This is a genomic window from Morganella psychrotolerans (genome assembly GCF_965118875.1).
GTDB lineage: Bacteria > Pseudomonadota > Gammaproteobacteria > Enterobacterales > Enterobacteriaceae > Morganella > Morganella psychrotolerans_C.
Map to the genome: position 1 here is coordinate 101,334 of NZ_CBCPJD010000002.1, position 24,929 is coordinate 126,262.

General features: G+C 49.7%; 21 protein-coding genes. 10 read left to right on the plus strand and 11 right to left on the minus strand.

Annotated features, from left to right (window positions below):
* Positions 1–19: 19 nt before the first annotated feature.
* The 6 genes from guaD to ACMHKJ_RS04025 all read right to left on the minus strand — a co-directional run bounded on the left by guaD (position 20) and on the right by ACMHKJ_RS04025 (position 10,560).
* Positions 20–1,336, minus strand: a complete 1,317-nt coding sequence (gene guaD, locus ACMHKJ_RS04000; RefSeq protein WP_413492203.1) for a guanine deaminase — start codon at positions 1,334–1,336, stop codon at positions 20–22.
* A 62-nt stretch (positions 1,337–1,398) separates the two neighbouring features.
* Positions 1,399–4,269: a molybdopterin-dependent oxidoreductase Mo/Fe-S-binding subunit gene (locus ACMHKJ_RS04005; RefSeq protein ID WP_413492205.1), complete on the minus strand. Its 2,871-nt coding sequence runs from the start codon at positions 4,267–4,269 to the stop codon at positions 1,399–1,401.
* A gap of 3 nt (positions 4,270–4,272) precedes the next feature.
* Complete coding sequence (gene ygfM / locus ACMHKJ_RS04010; RefSeq protein ID WP_413492206.1) at positions 4,273–5,049, minus strand: molybdopterin-dependent oxidoreductase FAD-binding subunit; 777 nt, start codon at positions 5,047–5,049, stop codon at positions 4,273–4,275.
* Between the two features lie 57 nt (positions 5,050–5,106).
* Positions 5,107–6,435, minus strand: coding sequence for a putative aminohydrolase SsnA (gene ssnA, locus ACMHKJ_RS04015; RefSeq protein ID WP_413492207.1), 1,329 nt, complete (start codon positions 6,433–6,435; stop codon positions 5,107–5,109).
* Positions 6,436–6,438: 3 nt separating this feature from the next.
* Positions 6,439–9,549 (minus strand): putative selenate reductase subunit YgfK, encoded by a 3,111-nt coding sequence (gene ygfK, locus ACMHKJ_RS04020; protein WP_413492208.1) that lies wholly within the window; start codon positions 9,547–9,549, stop codon positions 6,439–6,441.
* Positions 9,550–9,885: 336 nt separating this feature from the next.
* Complete coding sequence (locus ACMHKJ_RS04025) at positions 9,886–10,560, minus strand: NTP transferase domain-containing protein (RefSeq protein WP_413492209.1); 675 nt, start codon at positions 10,558–10,560, stop codon at positions 9,886–9,888.
* Between the two features lie 59 nt (positions 10,561–10,619).
* Between ACMHKJ_RS04025 and yqeC the strand changes: the two genes are divergently transcribed.
* The 4 genes from yqeC to ACMHKJ_RS04045 all read left to right on the plus strand — a co-directional run bounded on the left by yqeC (position 10,620) and on the right by ACMHKJ_RS04045 (position 14,138).
* The gene (yqeC, locus tag ACMHKJ_RS04030; protein ID WP_413492210.1) at positions 10,620–11,435 is read left to right on the plus strand and encodes a selenium cofactor biosynthesis protein YqeC; all 816 of its coding nucleotides are present in this window, start codon (positions 10,620–10,622) and stop codon (positions 11,433–11,435) included.
* Positions 11,436–11,474: 39 nt separating this feature from the next.
* Positions 11,475–13,091: a selenium-dependent molybdenum cofactor biosynthesis protein YqeB gene (gene yqeB / locus ACMHKJ_RS04035; protein ID WP_413492211.1), complete on the plus strand. Its 1,617-nt coding sequence runs from the start codon at positions 11,475–11,477 to the stop codon at positions 13,089–13,091.
* Between the two features lie 157 nt (positions 13,092–13,248).
* Positions 13,249–13,797: a toxin-activating lysine-acyltransferase gene (locus ACMHKJ_RS04040; RefSeq protein WP_413492213.1), complete on the plus strand. Its 549-nt coding sequence runs from the start codon at positions 13,249–13,251 to the stop codon at positions 13,795–13,797.
* On the plus strand, positions 13,794–14,138 hold the full coding sequence (locus ACMHKJ_RS04045; protein WP_413492214.1) for a hypothetical protein: 345 nt from the start codon (positions 13,794–13,796) through the stop codon (positions 14,136–14,138). Before ACMHKJ_RS04040 ends, ACMHKJ_RS04045 begins: the two co-directional genes overlap by 4 nt.
* Positions 14,139–14,164: 26 nt before the next feature.
* Here the strand turns inward: ACMHKJ_RS04045 and ACMHKJ_RS04050 are convergent, their stop codons facing one another.
* On the minus strand, positions 14,165–14,548 hold the full coding sequence (locus tag ACMHKJ_RS04050; protein WP_413492453.1) for a LysE family translocator: 384 nt from the start codon (positions 14,546–14,548) through the stop codon (positions 14,165–14,167).
* Positions 14,549–14,568: 20 nt separating this feature from the next.
* Here ACMHKJ_RS04050 and ACMHKJ_RS04055 point away from each other — a divergent pair, with 20 nt between their 5' ends.
* The 3 genes from ACMHKJ_RS04055 to ACMHKJ_RS04065 all read left to right on the plus strand — a co-directional run bounded on the left by ACMHKJ_RS04055 (position 14,569) and on the right by ACMHKJ_RS04065 (position 17,104).
* The gene (locus tag ACMHKJ_RS04055) at positions 14,569–14,715 is read left to right on the plus strand and encodes a hypothetical protein (RefSeq protein WP_413492215.1); all 147 of its coding nucleotides are present in this window, start codon (positions 14,569–14,571) and stop codon (positions 14,713–14,715) included.
* Positions 14,716–14,763: 48 nt separating this feature from the next.
* Positions 14,764–15,657 (plus strand): PhzF family isomerase, encoded by an 894-nt coding sequence (locus tag ACMHKJ_RS04060; RefSeq protein ID WP_413492216.1) that lies wholly within the window; start codon positions 14,764–14,766, stop codon positions 15,655–15,657.
* 241 nt (positions 15,658–15,898) lie between these two features.
* Positions 15,899–17,104, plus strand: a complete 1,206-nt coding sequence (locus tag ACMHKJ_RS04065; protein ID WP_413492217.1) for a mechanosensitive ion channel family protein — start codon at positions 15,899–15,901, stop codon at positions 17,102–17,104.
* A gap of 91 nt (positions 17,105–17,195) precedes the next feature.
* On the opposite strand, the gene ACMHKJ_RS04070 is transcribed toward ACMHKJ_RS04065, so the two are convergent.
* Positions 17,196–17,528: a hypothetical protein gene (locus ACMHKJ_RS04070; RefSeq protein WP_413492218.1), complete on the minus strand. Its 333-nt coding sequence runs from the start codon at positions 17,526–17,528 to the stop codon at positions 17,196–17,198.
* Positions 17,529–17,862: 334 nt separating this feature from the next.
* Here ACMHKJ_RS04070 and ACMHKJ_RS04075 point away from each other — a divergent pair, with 334 nt between their 5' ends.
* Together ACMHKJ_RS04075 and fghA are read left to right on the plus strand one after the other, a co-directional pair.
* Positions 17,863–18,972, plus strand: a complete 1,110-nt coding sequence (locus ACMHKJ_RS04075; protein WP_067368004.1) for an S-(hydroxymethyl)glutathione dehydrogenase/class III alcohol dehydrogenase — start codon at positions 17,863–17,865, stop codon at positions 18,970–18,972.
* Between the two features lie 232 nt (positions 18,973–19,204).
* Positions 19,205–20,035, plus strand: coding sequence for an S-formylglutathione hydrolase (gene fghA, locus ACMHKJ_RS04080; RefSeq protein WP_413492220.1), 831 nt, complete (start codon positions 19,205–19,207; stop codon positions 20,033–20,035).
* 40 nt (positions 20,036–20,075) lie between these two features.
* Here the strand turns inward: fghA and ACMHKJ_RS04085 are convergent, their stop codons facing one another.
* Positions 20,076–20,612, minus strand: coding sequence for an RNA 2'-phosphotransferase (locus tag ACMHKJ_RS04085; RefSeq protein ID WP_413492221.1), 537 nt, complete (start codon positions 20,610–20,612; stop codon positions 20,076–20,078).
* A 94-nt stretch (positions 20,613–20,706) separates the two neighbouring features.
* Positions 20,707–21,930 (minus strand): MFS transporter, encoded by a 1,224-nt coding sequence (locus ACMHKJ_RS04090; protein ID WP_413492222.1) that lies wholly within the window; start codon positions 21,928–21,930, stop codon positions 20,707–20,709.
* Positions 21,931–22,176: 246 nt separating this feature from the next.
* Between ACMHKJ_RS04090 and ACMHKJ_RS04095 the strand changes: the two genes are divergently transcribed.
* Positions 22,177–23,799, plus strand: a complete 1,623-nt coding sequence (locus tag ACMHKJ_RS04095) for a DUF4139 domain-containing protein (RefSeq protein ID WP_413492223.1) — start codon at positions 22,177–22,179, stop codon at positions 23,797–23,799.
* Between the two features lie 100 nt (positions 23,800–23,899).
* Here ACMHKJ_RS04095 and ACMHKJ_RS04100 read toward each other — a convergent pair whose 3' ends face one another.
* The gene (locus ACMHKJ_RS04100; RefSeq protein ID WP_413492224.1) at positions 23,900–24,844 is read right to left on the minus strand and encodes a hypothetical protein; all 945 of its coding nucleotides are present in this window, start codon (positions 24,842–24,844) and stop codon (positions 23,900–23,902) included.
* Between the last annotated feature and the right edge of the window lie 85 nt (positions 24,845–24,929).

Sequence of the window (24,929 nt, forward strand, 5' to 3'; positions counted from 1 at the left end):
TTCACTACGCCGGTGTGCGTCAGGTCCGTTCATAGACCAGGCGTCCATCGATATAAGTCCGGTAAATCGTGCGGTCATCACCAAGCGCAATCAGCACAAATAATTTTTCCGCCAGCGTGCGTGAGTTGTCATAACGCAACTGCTGGAGCGGGGTCGCGGTCGGTTCCAGTACCACAAAGTCGGCTTCTTTGCCGATATCAAAGTTACCAATACAGTTATCCAGTCCCAGTGAATGTGCGCCGCCGAGAGTGGCGAGGTAAAAGGCTTCAAAGGCGGATAAACAGGTTTTCTGCAACTGCATCACTTTGTATGCTTCACTCAGTGTTTGCAGCATATTGAAGGTCGTTCCGGCACCAACATCAGTACCAATCCCGACTTTTACTTTTTTGGCGAGCGCTTTTTTCAGATTAAACAAGCCGCTGCCGAGATACAGGTTTGAGGTCGGGCAGAATGCCACGGCAGAGCCGGTATCGTGCAGGCAATCCCACTCTTCTTCCTCTAGATGGATACAGTGAGCAAACACACTGCGCTCACCGGTTAAACCGTAATGGTGATAAACATCCAGATAGTTTTTACTGTCCGGATAAAGCTCTTTCACCCAGGCGATTTCATCTTTATTTTCATTCAGATGCGTATGTACCCAGGTATCCGGATACTCTTTACGCAGACGCTGACAGACGGCCAGCTGTTCCGGGCTGGAAGTCGGGGCAAAGCGCGGGGTGATGGCATAGAGCAGACGCCCGTTTTTGTGCCAGCGTTCGATAAGCGTTTTGCACTCTTCATAGCTGCTTTCCGGGGTATCGGTCAGATAATCCGGCGCATTTCTGTCCATCATCACTTTACCGGTGATCAGCCGCATATTGAGCTGGCTGGCGGCATCAAACAGGGCATTGACGGATTCAGGGTGTACAGTACTGAATACCAGCGCCGTAGTGGTGCCGTTGCGTAACAGTTGTTTGATAAAAAATGCAGACATTTCCCGTGCGTAATCAATATCCTGATACAGTTTCTCTGTCGGGAAAACGTGTTTATTCAGCCACTCAAGCAGTTGTTCGCCGTGAGCGCCAATCATTTCACTTTGCGGATAGTGAACGTGGGTATCTATAAAGCCCGGTACAACCAGTTTTCCGGTGTAATCACGCACGCGGACAGATTCAGGAATAAGGTGTTTTCCCTCTTCCCACTGACCGAACCACTCTATTTTTCCGTGGCGAAGAAGCATTAATCCGTCGTCAATCAGGCGGACCGCGCCGGGCAAATCATCCATTGAGGTTACTACACGGGTGATATCGAGAAACTTCCCGCGTACCGCCTTGACGGTATGTTCCGAAGACATAGCTGACTCCTCTGCTTACAAAAAGCCCTCACCGGAACCGGTGAGGGCGGGTGTTGGCCGGATTACATTTTGCCCATGCCGCGCAGAATTTTTTCCGGAGTGAAGTGCCATTCACGCAGCCAGACACCACAGGCGTCATGGATAGCGGTGGCGATGGCAGGAGAAGCCCCGTTGACGGCAATTTCAGAGATAGATTTCGCACCATACGGACCGACTTTATCATCACTCGGCACCAGGAATGCGCGGAAGTCACGCGGGATATCGCCGATTTTTGGTGCGCCGTAAGTTTTCAGGTCGCGGGTCAGCGGTACACCTTTCGCGTCGTAGCGGATCTCTTCTGACATACTGTGACCAATGGCACGCATGGATGCGCCGTAAATCTGACCTAATGCCAGATCCGGGTTCACCGGGGTACCGCAGTCGAGCAGCGCATAGAATTTATCCAGGCGAATTTCACCGGTACGGGTATTCACTGACACTTCAGCAAAGTTTGCGCCATACGGGAAAGCAAAGTCCGGCGTGATATAACTGGCGTTCGCCACCAGCACACCAAACCCGGTTCCGCCTTCTGCGGCATGTGCCAGATCCCCGAAAGAGATTTCTCCTTTTTTACCACGTACCACACCCGGCGCGGCAAGCGCGACATCTTCCACCGGTTCGCCAAGCTGTGCTGCGCCGTGGAACAGGATTTTTTCGCGCAGATTTTCAGCTGCCATTTTCGCCGCATTACCGGAAAAACAAGTCCCGGATGAGGCATACGCGCCTTTATCAAACAGGGCGTGGTCGGTATCACCCGAAATGACATGGATATCATCAAGATCACAAAGCAGTACTTCGGCAGTCAGTTTTTTCACAACCGTATCAAGCCCGGTACCGATATCAGCCCCGCCTGAGTGGACAATAAAGGTACCGTCAGATTCCAGTTTCACCATACAGTTTGCCTGGTCGATATCCGGAATACCGGATTTCTGCATGATAATGGCAACGCCGCGCCCGGTTTTCCAGTCTCCGTTCTGTTTGCGCGGGGAATCCCAGTTAATCAGTTCGCGGCCTTTTTTCAGGATAGGACCGAGGGCGCAGCTGGCTGCGCGTGGTACGGAGGTCGGCATTTTACCTTCCCCGATAGCGCCGAGGATTTTCAGTTCCTGACCTTCATGCACACGGTTTGTTTCGATCAAATCAAGCAGGTCGATATTCAGTTCTTTTGCCAGTTCTGCCAGGATCATAGTCAGCGCAAAGTTACCTTTTGGCGCGCCATATCCCTGATAAGCCCCGGTCGGACAGATATTCGAGTAATACGTGGTTACCTGAAAATCGACGTTATCACACGGATAAAGCGGCAGTGACAGTGCAGGGCCGTTACTCGGTACAGTCAGTGAGTGGTTACCATAAGGACCGGTATTTGCGAGAAATTCCATATTGATGGCAGTGATTTTGCCGTCTTTGGTGGCACCCAGCTTAATTTTCACTTTTGCCACGTGGCGGCTGGTATTGGCGATAAACTCTTCTTCGCGGGTGTAGCGGAAAGAGACAGGACGCCCGGTCACATAGGTTGCCCATGCGCAGACTTCTTCCAGCAGTATGTCCTGCTTGGAGCCGAAGCCGCCGCCGACACGTTCTTTGATGACATGCACTTTATTCTGTTTCAGACCGAGGATACGCGCCACCTGGCGGCGTAAGTGCCACGGCACCTGAGTGGAGGCATGAATAACCAGGCGGTCGTCGTTCATATAGGTGTAACAGATGTGCGGCTCAGTCGGACATTGCTGAACCTGGCGGGATTCGTATGTGCGCTCCAGCACAACATCCGCCTCTTTAAAGCCCTTATCCAAATCACCGATATGACCATGCACGCCAGCGGCGATGTTTTTGCACGGTTTTGAGCCGATAGGGAAATTAATCTGCATGTGCTCGCCGCGATCGGCAGCATTCTTGTTTTGTTCAGCCAGATCAGCGGGTGCGCCGTTGACATAAATAACCGGCTCATCATGCACCAGCGGTGCGCCATCGGCTTTGGCTTCATCAATATTCAGCACAGGCTTCAGTACTTCATATTCCACACTGATCAGAGATAATGCTTTCAGTGCGATTGCTTCATTTTCAGCGACAACAGCGGCAATACGGTCACCGACGTGGCGGACTTTTTTGCCGAACATGCGGCGGTCAAGCGGAGACGGCTCCGGCGCACTCTGTCCGCCAGGGGTGTAATAAATATCCGGACAGTTTTTATGTGTAATCACATGCACCACGCCCGGCAACGCTTCCGCTTTGCTGACATCAATATGAGTGATCAACGCATGCGCATGCGGGCTGCGCAGCATTTTTATCACACAGGTATTGGCAGGGATGCGGTCTTCCACATAGCAGGGTTTTGCCTGCACCATAACGGCGGCATCGGTTTTCGGTGTGACTTTCCCGACAACTGTCAGATCGTCGCGGAATTCCGGTGCGGTATCGGCTTTATAACGGGGGTCTTTGCGGCGTTTGATCAGTAATTCGATAACCTGATAAAACTGCTGATAACCGGCATCACGGCTGAATAAACCGGAGAGTGCATCATCAATTTGTGCGCGATCAGGCTCCGGAATGCGGTTGATCAGATCAGTCAGGATTAGGGCAGCGGCAGGATCGTTGTAACCGGACTGGATCACACCGACATCCACCATTGCCTGCTGAACATCGCTCAGCTCATTCCATTTGCCGAGGGATTCGGCGGTCTCGATTACCGCACCTTCCAGCTGGGCGGCGATCAGCAGTGAGGCATTAACAATATTGCCGTTGAGTAAAATGGCATCAGAGCCGGCAAAACCAAAGCCGTCATCACTGTTACGTACTGAGTGCATTCCTAAACCAAACAGAATATCGCGGACATTTTCGCCCGGGATACAATCAAGTGAATGCGGGGTGCCGTTAAGTATAAAATGGACGTTCATCTATTATTTCTCCCCCATTTGCCGGCAGTCTGTCAGCAGGTCTGATACTAAAATTCCGGTGATATAGCGTTTGTACTCTTCGCTGCCCGTCAGGTCAGCTTTCGGACTTACCGCCTGACTGACTGCTTTTTCCAGGGCTTCGCCACTGAGTTGTTTTGCTTCAATCTGTGGCAGCCGGGCAATCGCACAGCCAACACCATCCACAGCAATTCGTTGCTCATTGTTGCCGGTCAGTGCAACGGCGGCGGTAACAACAGACCAGCCATCGGCAGTTTCACGGATTGTCCGGGTCGCGCAGCGGCGGAACGGATCCTGCAGAACTAAGTGAGTGATCAGGCGCTCATCCGGTTTAGCGAGGTAGCTTTCCAGCGAAATAACATCATTGCTGTTGGCGAGTTGTACCTGTGCATCCAGCACCAGCAGAACCGGCAGCAGCGCATGCTCGCGCTGGCAGGCGGCAATTTCCCCGCCGATAGTTGCCTGGTTGCGGATATGGCGTGAATAAATAAAACCCAGTGCGTCATACAGCGCGCGCGGAATAAGCGGGCTTTCACGCAGGGCTTCCAGCGTGACAGTTGCTCCGATACGCAGAATACCGTCCTGCCATTCAATGGTTTTCAGCGGCAGAAGAGACAGCGAAATCGCAATATTGCGGCTGGTTTTTGTGAGTAAGGCATTCAGCTTACTGCCGCCGGCAAGCCAGACAGCACTGTCCTGAAACCGGTTTTTCAGCTCAGTTGCCTGCGATAAAGTGGCAGGACGGAAAAATTGTTCGATCATGGGTTACCCCTACATTGCTCTTCAGACCTGCGGTATAACCGCAGGCCATGGTTTTATTTATTTCAGTGCGTCCATCCGGGCCCACATTTTCTTCGCGGCTTTGCGCGCATCGGCAAAAATTGGTTCGATATCAAACGGGAACTGTCTGTTTTCATAGACCATCACGCCATCCACCATCACACTGTGAACGCTTGATGATCCTAATCCGAACGCCAGATGACCCGGCAGATTGTCACCGACAAACGGGGTCGGCGGCATGTAATCACAAATGGTTAAATCTGCCTGATAGCCGGCTTCGACGCGACCAAACTGTTTACCAAAGTTGCGCGCCAGCAATTTGTTGCCGTTCCACAGGAAGCGGGTAAAGCTGTCCGGCCACATAGAACCACCGGCATCGCGGTGTTTGAAGAACGCGAATTTAAGCTCTTCAAACATATCGGAGCCGATACCGTCCGTGCCGAGCACCACATTGTTATAATCACCCAGGCGGTGGTTATAACCGACATGGTTATTCATATTGGAGCGGGCGTTGTGAACAAGGAAACCATCTTTTTTATTCAGCAGGTCAATATCTGCGGAAGATAAATACAGCCCGTGAGCAACAAGGGTTTTCTCATTGATAAGATCAAATTCACCCAGGCGGATCAGCAGGTCTTTGCCATATTTATCATGACTGTATGATACATCGTAGCTGTCTTCCGCCGCATGAATGTGCAGCCCGCGCCCCGTTTTTTTGATGGCATCGCGCAGCATTGCCAGACCTTCATCAGCAACAGTGAACGGCGCGTGCGCCCCGATATGGGCTTCCACCAGATAGCGGGATTTACCGCTTTTGCGCTCGCTGTCAATCAGCTCTGCAAAGGCGATATTTTCTGCCACACCGGCTTCCAGCTCTTTCAGTCCGCCGTTGCGATCAGTGGTTTCATAACAGGTCATTCCGCGCAGACCGGCTTTCAGGAAGCCGTCACGCAGGGTTTTCAGGGAGCCGGCGATATAATCGGGTGATGCGTGATGATCGACCACGGCGGTACAGCCGCTTTTAATCGCCTCGAGTGAGCAGATAAGCCCGCTGTAATAAAGAGATTCTTCATCCAGCGCGCGATCCAGCCGCCACCACAGATTTTTCAGTGTGGAAATAAAATCCGGGCTTGGTGCGATATTCGCCATGATCCCGCGGGATAAACCGGAATAAAAATGGTTATGGGAGCAGACAATCCCCGGCATCACCAGACGACCATGCATCTCTTTGGTTTCCGACCCCGGATAGCGGGAATTCAGCCCGCTGCCGGTAGCGACAATTTTGTCACCGTCGATGGCGATATCAATCCCTTCGCGGATAGCCGCCGGTTCAAACTCAACAACTGTGGCATTTTTCAGGATCAGCATGGTTTATACCTCCACCCGGCCTAACAGATAGTGATAGTGCTTATTGACGTGACTCATAATGCGGCACATCGCTTCCAGTTCCGGCGGAACATTACTGAATTCACCATCACTGTTCAGTTTCATCTCGCAGACCTTGCCATCCAGACGCACGGTAAATTTATCGCCGTCAGCCAGGAAACCCGGGTTGGTGCTGTTGGTGAAATCTTCCGGCAGACTGAAGATAGTGACTTTGTCTTTGTAAGGCTTACCCTGCCACGGACAGAACTGCGCACAGTTGCCGCACTCATTACACATTGCATCAAGGTGGAGTGTCTGATAACGGTCACGGAAGCCCGGGATAGGCAGTGAAATATTGGCGCGGTTCGGACAGACATCCACACATTTCGCACAAACGTAATTACATTCCAGGCAGCGCTGTGCTTCCTGTTTCACAAAGGCTTCGCGATCGTCACTGTTTACCATCTGTACAGCGATTGCGCCTTTGCGGTCAGTGATTTCCTGCGGATCGGCATTGAGCCAGTATTTATTACCATAGTGAGAAAGGATATTTTCGCGCTCAAGAATGGTATCGACCGCATGTCCGGCGTCACCGATAGCGGCAACAATCGAGGATGGACCGCTCTGCACATCACCAATCAGGAACACATTGGTGCGGGTGGTTTCACCGCTGTTGCGATATACAGCAGGCCAGCCGTCATCACCCATCGGCACGCCGATTTGTGATAATGCTTCGCAGTCCTGCTGTTCGCCGATGGCGGTTATCACGCTGTCAATTTTCAGAGTGACGGTTTCATCAGTTGCAACAGGGCGGCGGCGGCCTGACTCATCCGGCTCACCAAGTTTCATAGTGCGCACCAGCAGTGTGCCGTCAGCATTAAACTGTTCCGGGTTATGCAGGAACATAAATTTCACATCATCTTCAACCGCTTCTTCATACTCTTCCGGCCAGGCCGGCATTTCAGATTGAGAGCGGCGGTAGATAACGGTCACGTCCTGTACACCGGCAATGCGTTTGGCGGCGCGGGCGCAGTCCATTGCGGTATTACCGGCACCGATAACCGCAACGTGTTTACCCATCTGTAATGGCGCGTTGTTGTTGTAATCGTGCAGGAACGGCAGAGATTTGTAGACATTGCGGTTATCACCCGCCAGTTTCACGCCGCTGTTTTTATCTGTTCCGATCCCGACCAGCACATAATGGAAACCCTGCTCCAGCAGTTTATCGACAGTCAGTTTCGGGTCGCAGCTGTATTCAAATTTTACGCCGTGGTCGGCAACAAACTGAATATCATGTTCAATGGTTTCACGCGGAATACGGAAATGCGGAATAATATTGGCGACGACACCGCCCGCATTGGCTTCTTTTTCAAAGATAGTCACCGGGTGACCGGCGCGGGCGAGGAAATACCCGGCAGCCAGACCGGCAGGGCCGGCTCCAATCACAGCAACAGGATTTTTATCACCGGTTCCGGCGGGTTTATGCCAGCGCGCTTTATACTCTTTCCAGCCTTTTTCCACGGCGATTTTTTTCAGTTCGCGGATATTCAGCGCACTTTCATAATCCAGGCGGGTACAGTTGTACTGGCATTGGTGATCACAAATATGACCGGTGATAGCCGGCAGGGCATTGCGCTGATAAATCAGCTCCAGTGCATCGGCGTAGCGGCCTTCGCCCAGCAGGCGGATATACTCAGGAATATCCTGCTTAATCGCACAAGCGGTCACGCAAGGTGCGACATAGCAATCTGTCATCGGCAGCGGGCCGCCGGCATCAATTTCCTGGTCTGATTTCCAGTGTTTCTGGGTGTATTCCATGCTGACAGAGCGCTCAGCAAGTGCATTCAGTTTGCCCACATCAACCTGTGTCATGCCCCAGGCGTCTGAGTCTTCCAGTGCATTCAGACACTCAGTCTGGCGCATGTAACCACCGGGTTTCAGCAGGTCAGTTGCCATGGTGATCGGACGAATACCGGACTCAAAAATATCGCGGATATTAAATTTGCTTGCACCACCCGAGTAGGAAATCGGCAGTTTGCCGTCAAAGTGGCGGGAAAGCAGGGCGGCAACATTAATAGAGAGCGGAAACAAGGCGCGCCCGGACATATACATCTCTTCACCCGGCAGACGACCTTTGTGATTAACAGTGCCGAGGGTATTGGTCAGTTTCACGCCGAAGCCGCGCTTCACTTCTTTCCCGAGATCCAGCAGACGCTGTAACATTTCCAGCGCGCGATCCAGTTTCAGGTCATGTGAGAAAGACTCTTCACTCAGCCCGATATAATCAAATCCGCAGGTATCAAGAATCTCACGCACGCGGGAAAAACCGAGCAGTGTCGGGTTCAGCTTCACATATGTGTTGATGTGCTTCTCTTCCAGCATATAGCGGCAGATAGCTTCAATCTCATCCGGCGGGCAACCGTGCATGGTGGAAAGTGTCACACCTCTGGATAAATCGCCCGGAACCAGGTCGGCGACCACCAGCAGATCAGCTTTGCGGCTCTCTAAACCCAGTTCGGCAAGGAAACCCGGACGAGAGATAAAGGCTTTCATTTCGTCGCGGTACTGCGCGAAAGACGGCAACTGAGAAGAGTCCATCATGGCGTGAATATACTGCTGCATACGCGGCTGCTTAATTCCGTCAAGGTTATACCCGACACTCATATTAAAGATGAATGACTTGGCTTCGCCTTTGGTGCGCGGGTCAAAAATGGCTTCTAATAAATGGAGGGCAAACCAGGCTTTCAGATATTCATCGTGGGCTTTCGGCAGGGTAAATTCTGTGGACCATTCGGTGTTGAAACATTCATCCTGCGCATCAATGCAGGGTTTTTCCAGTTCCAGGGTATCGATTATCTGAACGGTTTTCACCTCGATAAAGCGACCGCCGGTAAGCCATGACACCACTATATTTTGTGCAAGCTGAGTATGGGGACCGGCTGCGGGGCCGATCGGCGTCTCATAGGTTTCACCAAATACGGACAGAAGCGGGTGCTGCTGAGCCTTGCGGTAAAATTGCCGTTCATTGATCCCAAAAATAGAACGGCTCGCCTTATATTCTTCAAAGATCCGGTTCAGAAGTTCGCCGAACGGAACGGGACGCATTATATCTCCCATAAAAACTCTCCTTGCTGCAATGTGAGGGGGCATGCCGGTGGAGCGGGACATGCAGCTGTATAGACTCAACGGTTGCAACAATTACGCCAGATAGCGCAATTCATCATCGGGGAGATAAAAAAGTGTGAGACAAATCTAATATTAATGACAAAGTGTGAAACAGCTCGCACCATGCTAAATGCGAATATGAATCAATAAAAAACATCTTGATTACTATGGGGTTAACATATGAATGAGATTCTCAAAAAAAAGAAAATCCGTATCAGATTGATAATAGCAAAAGCATATTAAGGGTTAATGTTATTAATGAGACGGATGTAATAGTGTGCCGATGGCTTACACGCGATAATACTGCTGATAAACATCCCTGGTGTCGATGTCGGTTACCACCGCATCGTTCTCCATATCAAGGAAGTGATGGGGTCCCGCAAGCAGGCGTTTTTTCATATTATTGCCCTCCGGCAGTGCCAGCGCATTCAGCAGGCAGTCGCGGGAGAGCAGCACGGGATGGCCCGGAACTTGCTTGTATCGGGGAAGCAGTGCGGCATCACTGCGCAGTGCCCATAACTGCTGCCAGATGTCAGGAATGAGAAACGGCACATCACCGTGAGTAAGAAAGCAGTAGTGAGTACTCACAGCCTGCGCAGCAAGGCGCTGTGAGGAGAGCAGGCCGGTTTCAAAATCCGGATTATGCAGGATCTGAATACGGCTGACTGACTGATAACGCGCCGCCAGCTCTGCGCCACGGTAGCCGGTCACCAGGATGATGTGGTGACAAAAGTGCAGCGCATTATACAGGCTGGTATCCAGTAATGTGCCGGTACCGTCGCCCCAGGGCAGCATCATTTTCCACTCGCCCATCCGTGAGGAAAGCCCGGCGGCGGTCACAATGCCCGTCGTTTCCTGCGGGCAGAGCGGCGCAGGCAAATCATGCAGACAAGGCACAGAAGAGGATGCAGAACAGGAAAACCAGGACAACGCAGTATCGGCTGAAGCCGGGTGAGACGGCATAATAGGTGTGAACTCCGCTGATGGTTTTTAAAAAGTGACCGACATTCAAAGGCTTAGAGATGACAATGACAAGTGCTCTGAACACCCGGATACCTGCCCGTAGTTGCGCCACTATACCTGAACCGCTGCGCCGGTTATGTGATACACATCCGGGCGGACACGCCATGGTGATAAGTATTGTCGGCGCAGGCGGCAAAACCAGTTGCCTGTTCTGGCTGGCACGCGCTTTTTCTCAATTAGGGAAAAAGGTGATGATCACCACGACGACCCACATGTTTCTGCCCGACGAGGGCTTTCCCGTCATTTTTGCCTGCCACCCGTCGCGGTTACCGGATGTAGTTACCAAACGCGGATCGTTTGCCTGTTATGCAGGCTGGAGCCCACAGAATAACAAGGTTTGCGGCTTCACCTCCGCAGAAATTAATGCACTTGCTGAAAAAAATGCAGTTGATGTTATTTTGACCGAATCTGACGGAGCCCGCGGTTTTGGCATAAAAGCGCCGGGTGAGCATGAACCTTGCATACCTGAATACAGTGATTGTGTTATTGCTGTAACGGACGGGCAGCTCCTGGGCGCGGCCGTCGGGCCTGATAATGTTCACCGGTGGTCACATTTCTCCGCTATAACCGGCTTAAACAGCGGCGATACGCTGGATTTGAGCGCAATAAGCCGCCTGATCCGGCACCCGCAGGGGATGTGGAAATCAGCACCACCGGACGCATTACGGATCTGGCTGATAAACCGTTTTTCTCAAAATGAGAATTTCTCGCCGGATGCGCTGGCAGACTGGATCCGCGGCACGTCACTGGATGCTGTCTGGTTCGGTGCCGTCAGGGAACACCCCGCAATCACACATATTTTGCAGCGACAATAATATCAATGATAAATGCAGGGTATCCATTGAGGTCTGTTTATGAAAATTTTTACCGAAGCAGCGAAATTGGTTGAGAAAAACTGCCCGTTTGCCATGGCAGAAATTATCGAATGTTCAGGCAGTACGCCACGTCACAGCGCACAAATGCTGGTGCTGGGGGACGGAAAAACCATCGGCACCATCGGCGGCGGTATGGTTGAGCGCAAAGTCATCGAAGAAGCGGTAGAGGCATTGCACGAAGGCCGCTCAAGAATGTTCCACGGGCGCATGGCGCGTAACGGGCAGCATGCGGTCGGTTCTGACTGCGGCGGTGCGATGTCAGTTTATATTGCGGTACATGGCGTGCGTCCGCGTCTGATTTTACTTGGCGGCGGGCATGTGAACCGCGCAATCGCCCAGATGGCGGCATTCCTGAATATCGATATTCATGTGGCGGATGTTTATGCGGGCAGCCTGGAGCCGGACTTGTTCCCGCCGTCCACCCGCCTGTGGCATGTCCCTTCATTTACTGATGCCGTTGCTCAGCTTGATCCTCAGCCTGAGGATTATGTGATTATTGCCACCAACAGTCAGGATCTGGAATCCCTCAATTGTCTCATTGATAAACCGCTGAAATACCTTGGCTTACTCGGCAGCCGCCGCAAAGTACAGACATTCACCAAACAATTAAGTGAATCCGGGGTATCAGAAAATCAGTTAGCGAAACTGTATGCGCCGATTGGCTATGACATCGGCGCGGAAACCCCCCATGAGATTGCGGTCAGTATTCTCGCGGAGTTATTACAGATTATGCATGGCGCGCCGGGCGGGGCGATGAAACAGAGCCAGACGGAAAGCCGAAGACCAAAACGGGTAGTTATCCGCGGGGCGGGCGATCTTGCCACCGGCGTGGCGCTGCGCCTTTATCACAGCGGCTTTGATGTGATTATGCTGGATATCAGCAAACCAACTGTTATCCGCTGTACTGTCTCTTTTGCCCAGGCGCTTTACGACGGTGAAAGCTGTGTGGAAGGTGTCTGTGCCCGTTATGCCCATGATATTGATGAAGTAACCCGCTATCTGAAAGAGGGCACTATCCCGGTGCTGGCGGACGAAAACGGCGAATTATTACCGGCGCTTCAGCCGGATGTTGTGATCGACGCCATTATTGCCAAGCGCAATATCGCCGGGACACACCGCAAAATGGCACCTTGTACAATTGCACTCGGTCCCGGCTTTGAGGCGGGAGTGGATTGTGATGCTGTGATTGAAACCCAGCGCGGGCATCATTTGGGGCGTGTTATTACCCACGGCTGCGCGGCACCTAACTCAGGTATTCCCGGCAATATCAACGGTAAAACCACAGAACGTGTACTGCGTGCACCACACAGCGGCATGATGACGCGGCACATTAATATCGGCGATGTCGTTCATGAAGGTGATGTTATCGCGCGCATAGGCGAAACAGAAATTCTCTCCCCTATGGACGGTATGGTGCGCGGTCTGCTGAATGAAGGTCTATGTGTTCCGGAAGGCTTTAAAATTGCGGATGTTGACCCGCGCGGCGCACTGGCAGATTTCAATTCTGTTTCTGATAAAGCCCGTGCGATTGCCGGTGGTGTGCTGGAAGCGATAATGACCCGGCTGAATAAGATGGATAATGCCAAATCCTGCTGACAGACAGCCGTAAAAGAAACCGCCGGGATAGTATCAGTGATCCCGGTTTTTTTATGGCTGTAATCTCTGATTTTCGCGGATTTCGGATGATACCGACTCCGGTCTCTTACGTATTGCGCTACCCTCTTTCAGGGCAGTATAAGTGCAAAAAGGAAGGATGATGAAAATCGGCAAATACACAGTCTACGCGCCGTTTCTGGCTGATGATAAGCCCAGCGAGGCGGAGATTTGGGGGGCGGCAGTCTGGTTATGGATGCTCTCCCCCCGGCACAGTAAAACGCCGCTGCGTTCGCTGGGAAAACTGCTGTTGCCGCTGGTGAAACAAAAACAGTATGTGCTGGCGCTGGATAATAATCAGCCCTGTTTTTTCCTCAGTTGGGGCGCGTTGAGTGCGGAGGTTGAACAGCGCTATTTAAGCGGCTGTGATGAATCTGACCTGTATCAGCAACTGCGCACAGGTGAGCGCATCTGGTTATTTGACTGGATAGCGCCTTTCGATGACGACAATGAAATGTCAGCTATTTTAATGAATTCTGTTTTTCCGGATCGCTGTTTTCGTATGCTGCGCCTGAATGAAACAGAAAAAAGTATAAAAATCATTGAATTTAAAGGAAATAACCTCAGTGAACAGCAGGCGCTGGCGTGGCGGGCGGCGCATCCGGTTACGTATCCTGATAAAACAAGCCCGGAGAAAATAAAACAGTGAAAAAAATATATCTGATCATTGCACTGTTATCAGCCGGGTGTGCAGATGAATCCATTTATCCTGCCTATACTTCTGATTCGCTGATGATGCATGCCAACGTGGCAATAACAAAAGACTTCTCCGCGAATGATATTTCAGATCTGACCATTACGGATGTTGTTGAAAGCCCACCGTCATTTACCGGGAAAAGAGAGGTTTGTTTTACCGTTTCTTCCGGTATTACAAAGAAAACGTATGATTGCGTCCGCTCCGACTATGCTGCCCGCCGGTTTGGTGAGCAGGTTATGAACCCGGTATCGCCCGGTAATATGGAATGTAGAATACAAAATAATCAGGGCTGAACACTCTTCAGCCCCGGACGCGATATTTAGTTTATCGTAAAGAAAACCAGTGAAATACCCAGCAGCATCAGCAGAATGCCAATAACTTTATCCATCAGTAATTGATGATTAAGAATTTTATTACGGATAACCGGATTAGAAAAAAACAGCGCGATCAGGCTGAACCATAGCAAATGGACAAACGAAATAAATAATCCGTAACTAAAATTCATCAGCAGGGAATTATGGCTGCTGATGACTTGTGTATAAACGGACACCACAAAAAATAGGGTTTTCGGGTTCAGGGCATTAACAAAAAAACCATTGCGGAATGCGCCGACAGCAGACAGCGCAGCGCTTTCCGTATTATTTACCGAAATCCGGGTTTTATTGGTGAAGGATTTAAATCCCAGCCAGACCAGATAAATAATCCCGAACGATTTCGGGGTTTATGACAGACAATACTGCGTATTATCTGCTTTTCCCGTCAGTGCCGGAAAAAGAGAGTCCTGCATGGGTTTTTTCCCTTTGGCTGCGTGAAAACATTAATGAAAGCCTGGCGGCATTGCATATCCGCAGCTTCCCGCCGGGAGAGTGATATGATTGGGTCAGATATCTGTTTTTTGCTGTGTTACCGGAGAAAACCATGACACCACATCTTTTTCATGTTGATGCATTTACCAAAGAGTTGTTCAGAGGGAATTCAGCTGGTGTAGTGCTGCATGCTGATGAGTTAACTGAAGAACAAATGCAGCTGATTGCCCGTGAACTGCGCCATTCTGAAACCGCGTTTGTTCTGAAAAGCGAAGAAAGTGATATACGTATCCGTTATTTCACACCATCAGCGGAGGTGCCGATTTGTGGTCATGCGACAGTATCGGTGCACTATGTCCGGGCAAAAATGCTGGGACTGAAAAGTTGCACACTGTATCAAACCTCTCTGGCAGGTCGCCATCGTGTTGATATTGATTATAAAAATAATGATTACATCATCACCCTGGAGCAGGGGACGCCTTCATTTGAGCCGCCGCTTGAAGGCGATATCCGTACCCGGATCATCCGTGCGCTTGGGTTAAGTGAAGACAATATTCTGACCGGATTGCCGGTACAGATTGTTTCCACCGGACATTCCAAAGTGATGATCCCGCTGAACCCGGATGTGTCTGTTGATAATATCAATCCTGATTTACCCGCACTTGCGGCGATCAGCGGTGAAATTGGCTGCAACGGATTTTTTGTTTTCACCATCCGTCCCGGCACCTGTGAAACTGACGGGAGAATGTTTGCCCCGGCGATTGGTATTGCTGAAGACCCTGTGACCGGCAATGCTAACGGACCGATGGGCGCATGGATTGTCCGCTACGGACTGATGCCGCATGATGGTAAAACATTGCGGATCAAAGGGCATCAGGGACGGGCTATCGGGCGTAGCGGGACTGTGCATGTGACGGTGAATATTAAAGACAATCAGCCGCAGAAAGCCAGTATTTCAGGGGAAGCGGTTATTTTATTTGATGCGCCATTGCCGCTGTTGGGTTGATCTGCACTGAAAATATCGTAAAGAGGGGAAGAGATTCCCCTTTTATACTCTAAATAATTCGGGATGCATGTAGGCGACAAGCGAAGATAGACGGGGAACATAGATAAACTATGTGACTCGGCGAGCTTTGCGTAGTCAACAGTTGGGTATCCTGATGTATGACCGGGTATGTCATTAAATTTTCTTATTTTACCTGTGTCAGACTCATCAGCTGATATTTTGATGTATGCTGTGGGGTATTATGGAAAAGTTAATTGAGATATATGATTTTATCGCATCAAGCGCCATATTATCGGCGGTATTTTTGTTTGCGGTTTTATTAGTCACCTGGTTTCTCGGGCGGATGATTTTTTTGCGGGTCGCAAAACGCCTGCTGTCATTATTTACCAACCTGACTGATGACGAGACTATCCACAGCGTTGCCAAAAAAAGTGCCTCTGTCGTTTCAGTCACGCTTGTTCTTTATATTAATAAAATGCTGCCGACATTCTCGGCAGAAATGAATATTCTGTTCAACACGGTATGCAGTGTTTTTCTTATTATCAATCTGGCATCACTGGTTAATGATGGTCTGGATATTTTTATTCTGCGCCATTCCGGACGGGTATCTAACCGAAACAGCTCAATAAAAGGCTACATTGAGATTGCGAAAATCGGGGTGTGGGTCGTCACATTCATCTTGATAATAGCCCTGATGACATCTCAGTCACCCCTGATTATTATTTCCGGTTTTGGTGCTATTGCCGCTGTACTGATGTTTGTTTTTCAGCATACGTTATTATCATTTGTGGCAAATATTCTGGTTTCAAACGGTAAAGTACTAAAACTGTATGACTGGATAGAACTGCCCAACAGTAATATCAGCGGGGAAGTGATTGATATTGCACTGCATACTATTACTATCCGTAACTGGGATAATACCATTTCCCGCATTCCGACCAAGGATTTCCTGACAGAAAAATACACCAACTGGCAGCCGATGTTCTCTTCCGGCGGACGCCGTATAAAACGCAGTTTTTATATTGACCAGTCTTCAGTTTCATTTGCCACAGAGGATCTGCTGGCGGAACTGCGGGATTCTGAACCGCTGCGCCGTCCGCTGGACGCTATGTTAGAAGAGAGCAATCATAGCGGTGATATTAATGAGTGGATGGTAAGCAACGGAGTGACTAATTTACAGCTCTTCCGTAAATACATTCTTAACTGGATAAAGGCGCGGGGTGATGTGCGGGCTGATATGTATCTGGTGGTCAGAACGATGCCGCCGACCCCGAACGGGCTACCGGTTGAGATATATTGCTTTACCCGTTCAACAACCTGGGTGGATTATGAGGAAACACAGTCGCAGATTTTTGAGTATGTGAATGCGTCAGCAAAATATTTTAAACTGGATATTTATCAGCATCCGTCAGGGAACGATCTGTCAAATATAAGACGCTACTTGTGATAAATAATATATAACAAGACACCGGCAGATGTACAATATCGTGCCGGTGTTGATTTCAGTCTGCATTAAAAAATAAAACAGATTTAATATATTAAATGCCGTTGGTTATTTCATCGAATTTAAGGCGAAATACGGATTTCATCTGTACTCTGCACTTAATATCAACTTTGCCATTTCCGGCCTGGCGGATGCGGTTAGCCATTTTCCCTAATTGTGATGCGATATAGCCGATACCTGGCATCGCGCCTGCGGGGGTCGGAACATATGCCATCATATTTGTGCATTTTTCTGCTTCAGACAGCATTTCCCAAATGACAGTAACCGCTTTATCGGTCATGGGTACTCTGCCCGCATAAACCGGGTCGTAGAAATTAGCTAAAATCACGCGTGCATTATTTCTGTCAATATCTGTAAACTGTGACATATTATCAGATTCCTTTATATATTTGATAATAAAAGTAATTCATCCATGTTGTATTGCTGTCACATGTTAATTCATTAGCTGCGAAATAGTCAAAATATAAATATTTAGCAATTTACATCCAATTAATAATTATATTTACGTATTTTTATATCTGGTTTTTATTCTTATTCCTGCATGCATGAAGCATCCGGGATAATATTCCGGTTCACTGGTTATGTATTATTTTCGGACCCGGCACCCTGCTGACCCGCGCTATACAGCCGGCGGTATTGTGCGGTATGGTTACGCCATCCGTGCTTACCATCTGTGAGCCTAAGTTGATAAAGGAACCGTTATGAAATCACGCGCAGCAGTTGCCTTCGGGCCGGGGTTACCCCTTGAAGTTGTTGAAATCGATGTTGCTCCGCCGAAAAAGGGTGAAGTACTGATTAAAATCAGCCACACCGGCGTGTGTCATACGGATGCTTATACCCTTTCCGGGGATGATCCTGAAGGGCTGTTCCCTGTGGTGCTGGGTCATGAAGGTGCCGGGGTGGTGGTCGAAGTCGGTGAAGGTGTGACCAGTGTGGTGCCGGGTGATCATGTGATCCCGCTGTATACCGCCGAGTGCGGCGAGTGCGATTTCTGTACCTCCGGCAAAACCAACCTGTGTGTGGCGGTACGCGAAACTCAGGGGAAAGGGGTGATGCCGGACGGCACCAGCCGTTTTTCTTACAATGGTCAGCCGCTGTATCATTATATGGGTTGCTCTACATTCAGTGAATACACTGTGGTTGCCGAGGTTTCTCTCGCGAAAATTAACCCGAAAGCGAATGCAGAGCAGGTTTGTCTGCTCGGCTGTGGCGTGACCACCGGCATCGGCGCGGTCCACAATACCGCGAAGGTGCAGGAAGGGGAGTCAGTTGCTGTATTCGGCCTTGGCGGTATCGGGCTGGCGGTTGTGCAGGGCGCACGTCAGGCAAAAGCCGGACGCATTTTTGCCATTGATACTAATCCGTCAAAATTTGAACTGGCAAAACAGTTCGGCGCGACTGACTGTATCAATCCGAATGATTATGACAAGCCAATTCAGCAGGTGCTGGTTGAGATGACCAAATGGGGCGTTGAGCATACCTTTGAATGTATCGGCAACGTCAATGTGATGCGCTCAGCACTGGAAAGTGCGCACCGTGGCTGGGGACAGTCTGTGATTATTGGTGTGGCGGGGGCGGGGAAAGAAATTTCCACCCGTCCGTTCCAGTTGGTGACCGGGCGTGTCTGGAAAGGCACAGCATTCGGCGGCGTGAAAGGGCGGACACAATTGCCCGGCATGGTCGAAGATGCCATGAGCGGAAAAATTGAGCTGGCACCGTTTGTCACGCACACCATGGAACTGGATAAGATTAACGACGCGTTTGACCTGATGCATGAGGGTAAGTCTATCCGTACGGTCATCCATTACTAATATACCCTTATTCATTCAAACTGCAGGTTCGTTGGCTGTGCTCAGATAACCGGGTCACATACTAATGTATGCTCCCCGTCTATCTTCCCTTGCCGCCTTCCTGCATCTTGAATGACGTTGGGTATATATCCTTATTCATTCAAACTGCAGGTTCGTTGGCGGAAAGACGCCCGCCTGCATCCTGAATGACGTCGGGTATATACGTGTCACAGATATTATTTAAGGGAATATTATGGAACGGATCGAACACCATCAGTGTTTCGGCGGGAGCCAGGAAGTCTGGCGTCATTATTCAGAGACGACTAATACGCCGATGACGTTTTCTGTATATTTGCCGCCACAGGCAAAAACAGAAAAGTGCCCGGTGCTGTATTGGCTCTCCGGGCTGACCTGTGACGAGCAGAATTTTATTACTAAAGCCGGTGCGCAGCGCTACGCCGCCGAACACGGCATTATTATTGTTGCACCGGATACCAGCCCGCGCGGCAGTAATGTTGCGGATGATAAAGAGTATGATCTGGGGCTGGGTGCCGGGTTTTATGTGAATGCCACACAAGAGCCGTGGAATGAACATTATCACATGTATGATTATGTTCTGAATGAATTACATGAGCTGGTTACCGGGCACTTTGAAACATCACCAAAACGCAGTATCTGCGGGCACTCAATGGGCGGTCACGGCGCACTGGTTCTGGCATTGCGTAATCCGGATGCCTTTTGTAGTGTCTCTGCGTTTGCGCCGATTGTTTCTCCGTCACAGGTGCCGTGGGGGGAGAAAGCATTTTCAGCTTACCTCGGTGCAGATACGGCGGCGTGGGAACAATATGACGCGGTAAAACTGATCGAATCCGGGCACAAAATGGCGGATATTTTTGTCGATCAGGGGCTTGCGGATCCCTTTTTCAATAAGCAACTGAAAACCGGATTACTGAAATCTGCCTGTGAAGCCAATGGGATCCCGCACAATATCCGTATTCATGTCGGGTATGATCACAGCTATTACTTTATTGCGAGTTTTATCCCTGAGCACATTGCGTATCACGCCGCACGGCTGAACGCATAAATCTGCGCAGTAATCTTAACCCGGCTGAGCCGGGTTTTTTCTATGAGAAGTATTTGATCGGGACATGCGGGGTCTGCCAGACGCCGTCATCCGCCAGATAAAACGGATACCCGGTTTTAAACATTTCCCCTGCCGCAATGGTCAGCACAACAGGATCGCCGTGGCGTGCACCGGCTGCCAGCGCCGTGTTTTCGTCAGCACTGAGATGTACATTGTTCCTCTTTCCGGCTATCAGGCCTAATTCACAGATATCACTGATAAAGCGGATCGCTGTGCCGTGAAACAGAATATCCGGCGGGGTCTGCGGCGGATGGTCAACTGCTACCTGTGTGGCACAATGTCCCTGTGCAGAGCGGATAAACAGCCCGTCCGATGAAATCGTGAAAGGATCTGTCGTGTTATCGTGAACAATTTTCTCAAGCGTTTCCCGGCTGAGCAGCGTGCCGTGTATCTGCATCTGACGGAGTAATATTGCGATATCAGTCCAGCCGTCATTATCCGGGTGAATCTCAATGAATTCAGGTTCATGTCTCAGGACATGGCTTAATAATTTGCTGACTCTTTCGTATTCATTCATCTTATTGTTTTCTGTTGTTTATTCTCCGGCAATATAAACAGATATATTGCATATGAATGATATCTGTTTATTACCGGCAACAACCTGATGCAGGTCAGATTGAGCTAAGTTCCCGGTTTTTAGTTTCCTGCCCGAGGAAGATAACCGCGAGGACAGCGACCACAATGGCCAGACTGAAAATCAGAAAGAGACTGCTGACAGCAAATTGATACTGGATCATATATCCCGCCAGCAACGGGCCGATGATCCCGCCTATCCGCCCGACAGCCGTTGCTGTGCCTGTACCGGTTGCTCTGATACTGTCCGGATATTGCTCCGGCGTATAGGCGTACAGTGCGCCCCACGCGCCGAGGTTAAAGAAAGAGAGCAGCATCCCGGCTATCACCAGCATGGTGGCGGAGTCCGCACAACTGAACCAGTAAGCACTCACGGCGGTTCCGGTGAGATAGGTGACTAACACAAATTTTCGTCCGTATCGTTCAATCAGCCAGGCGGCACTGAAATAGCCCGGTAACTGCGCCAGGGTCATAATCAGAACATACTGGAAGCTCTTGATTAAACTGAACCCTTTGAGCATTGCCACGCCGGGAAGCCAGAGAAAAATGCCGTAATAGGAAAATACAACGCAGAACCAGAGGATCCACAGCATCAGGGTGGCACGGCGGTATTGCGGCGACCAGATAAGCGACATGGACTGCGCGATGGTGAGTTTCGGGCGGGTTTGTACCGCATAACGGGATGTCGGTTCCGGCAGTTTTGCCCGCAACCATAGCGCATACAGTGCGGGCAGTGCGCTGAGAAGCATAGCGGTACGCCAGCCGTAATCCGGAATGACGTAATAGGCGATCAGTGCCGCGATCAGCCAGCCGACTGCCCAGAAGCTTTCCAGCAGCACAACAATGCGCCCGCGTTCATGAGGTGCGACACTTTCACTGACCAGTGTTGAGGCAACCGGCAGTTCACCACCCAGCCCCATGCCGATAAAAAACCGCAGAATCAGGACAACGGCAAGTGAGCCGGCAATAGCGGTCAGTCCGGAGCCCAGACTGAACAACAACAGTGTCAGGATAAAGACCGGTTTGCGTCCTTTCCGGTCTGCCATAATGCCGAATACAAAGGCACCGATTGCCATTCCGGCTGCATTTATACTGCCTATCCAGCCGAGTTGTGCCGCGCTCAGCCCCCAGTCAGCCTGCAATGCTGCCAGCAGGAATGCCAGCAATCCCACATCCATGGCATCAAATGTCCAGCCCATCCCGGCTATCCATAATAGTTTGTTCCGGGAGAGTGTTGCCGGTGCCTCAGGTGTGTTCGCCATGCCTTTTCTGCCTATCCGGATAAGTGTGTTTAGTATACTAAACAAAAAGTGAGGTGATGTTAATACTAAAATACAGGTTTAAAAAAACAGTAACATGTTTACAGGTATGAAAGTGTCACAGGTTACTTATTTTTAAGGTTATTCCGTTATCTTCCTGCAGATTGCGGATTTATTATAAAAGGTTATTAACCGTATACCCTTATTCATTCAAACGACGGTAATTCTGATAATCAGGGAGTCAATGAAATGGCATTAACGTACAGCGTGAAAAGTACGCTGCTGGTAGCCGGTATGGTGATATCGGCAGGTGCGGCAGCAGAAGCACAAAATGTAATTGTTCAGGATGTAAAACTTAACAGTGCGACGATTTTTCTGCGTGGCGCGGAACTGTTTAACAGTGCCACACTGACACTGCCTGCCGGAGCAAGCGAAATTGTGCTGTCAAATGTGGCAAACAATATTAATCCCGCCAGTCTCTCTGTCATATTGAATAATGATGATGTGACGATTCAGTCAGTCAATTTGCGCAGCGAAGCAAAAGAGCCGGTTTATCCTGCGGATATCAATGCACTGAAAGCACAGATTGACACCGGTGAGCAGGCTGTTGCGCAGCTGAATATGTTTATTCAGATAAATGATGAACAACTGGGATTACTGCGGGATCAGGATTTTTTCGGCAGCAGCGGGGCATTATCCACGGAGCAATCCGTGCAGAAGCTGGCGTTTATCCGTGAACAGATGACAAAAATCTACGGTGAACAACTCGGTTATCAAAAACAAATCAGTGATAAAACAGAAGAAATCACCCGGCTGAAGGCTCTGTTTGCAGAAAAAACCGCCCGGTTTGACGGACGTCAGCCACAGATTGTCGTCAGTGTGGCGGCGAAAAAAGCGGTTACCGCAGAGCTGGATATTGCTTATATCACCGCCGATGCCGCCTGGGCACCTGCGTATGATATCCGCACCACCGGGCTGGATAAGCCGGTTACACTGACATATAAGGCAGATGTTATTCAGAATACAGGCATTAACTGGGATCAGGTAAAATTGACATTATCATCGGCAGACCCGGTACAGACTATTGCGGCACCACAGCTTTTCCCGTGGTATCTGGCTCAGGTTCAGGACTATGAAACCCGGAATATGATGGCAGATATGGTTGCAGCACCCGCTCCGATGGTGATAGCGAGAGAGAAGTCAGCGAAAAATAAAAAAGTAAGCCGCGGGATAGCTGACTTTGTCAGTACAGACAGTAATGGTATCAGTCTCAGTTATAATATCGCGCAGCCGTATTCACTGCCGTCATCACAAGAGTCGCGTTCGCTGACCATCAAACAGACAGAGCTGACCGGGAAATACCGCTATATCACCCGACCTAAGCTGGATGAGCATGTTTATCTTCAGGCGGATATTGATAATGTCCCGGCACTTAATCTGCTGAGCGGCAACGCTAATATTTACTTTGCTGACCGTTATATCGGCACCTCGTTTATTGATGCCCCTACTCTGACGGATAAACTGGCGGTTCCGTTCGGGATGAATAAAGATATTCAGGTATCCCGTACTGTGAATGCGAAACTGAAAAAACAACCGGGTATTCTCGGCTCTGCCGTTGAGCAATCTGAAGGTTATATTATCCGTCTGAAATCGGTTTACAGCGAGCCTGTTACGGTACATGTCTTTGATCAGCTTCCTGTTAGTCAGGACAGTAAAATCCTGGTGAAAGAGAGTGAATTTGGTGACGGAAAACTGGATAAAATAACCGGTGAAATTGAGTGGGAAGTGACATTAAAGCCACAGCAGGAAGTGGAATTACCGCTGAACTATACCCTTAAATATCCGAAAGATACCCAGATTTACGGGTTATAATCTATACCCTTATTCATTCAAACCGCAAGTTCGTTGACTGCATCTTGAATGACATTGGGGATATATGAAAAGCCGGTTAAAATAACCGGCTTTTTTATGATTAATTAAATGTGATGGCAACTTCTGCGGTCGCATTTACTTTTCCGTAGGGTAACGGATCTGATTTATTCCCTGCGGAGCACAGTCGCCATGTTACAGGTGTATCAACTGATTTAGTCTTTTCGGCTGGTGTGATAGTGGCAATTTTTATTTTACTCTGATTAAATTTGATACCATTAGATAAATTACACTGCCCGTTAAAATTAGCACCGACAGCGTTTTTTATTTCACCGGTAATATATCCGCCACCTTCTTTTAATTTCAGCCTGGAGTAATCACCATTATATATTCCGGATACGGCTCTGAATTCCAGGTTCATATTATAATTAGATCCCTGGCCATTCTGCGAACAGCTTGCATTAATCACTGAGGTTGTTTTACCCAGTTCTTTACCTGCTTCATTACTGTAGGGGACATCGCCGAAGTTGATGGTTGCCGGTGTGCTGACATTACATTCCAGAGTAGATACTTTGATGATAGTTTCAGGGGAGAATAATGATTCAACCTGTGTGCTTGCTGCCCATAACGTGGTATGTGCCCGGAAGTCGGTGATAGTGGTATTTTTTTGTGTACCATCACCGTGAATAGACCAGCTTCCGACCATCCATACCCGCCGGGTTGGTGAACCATGAAACGGAGATACCGTATTTACATCACCAAAGTTTGCACAGTTTGCGTATTTTTGTGAGAGCTGAAGTGGCGGAGAGCTGGCGATATTGGCTGACAGAAATGGATTCGGACCAAATTCACCGCCAGCTTCTACTACTCTGCCGGCGGTATTGGTGTAAGTGACCTGAAAACTGGCCTGAGGAACGATAATAATACCGGGAGCCAGCCTGACCCCCTGGGCTCCGTTTACCATGGCGGAATAATCTTTTTCGGAACAAAAAATATAATTACTGCCAAGAGCCATTGCAACATTAGGGAAGCCGAAATTAGGTGCCATATTTGTTACGCCAGTTCCCGTCATTGTTATGTTGAACGTCTTACCCGACCAGAGTTGTCCCTTCCCGCCATTAATTGTAATGGTT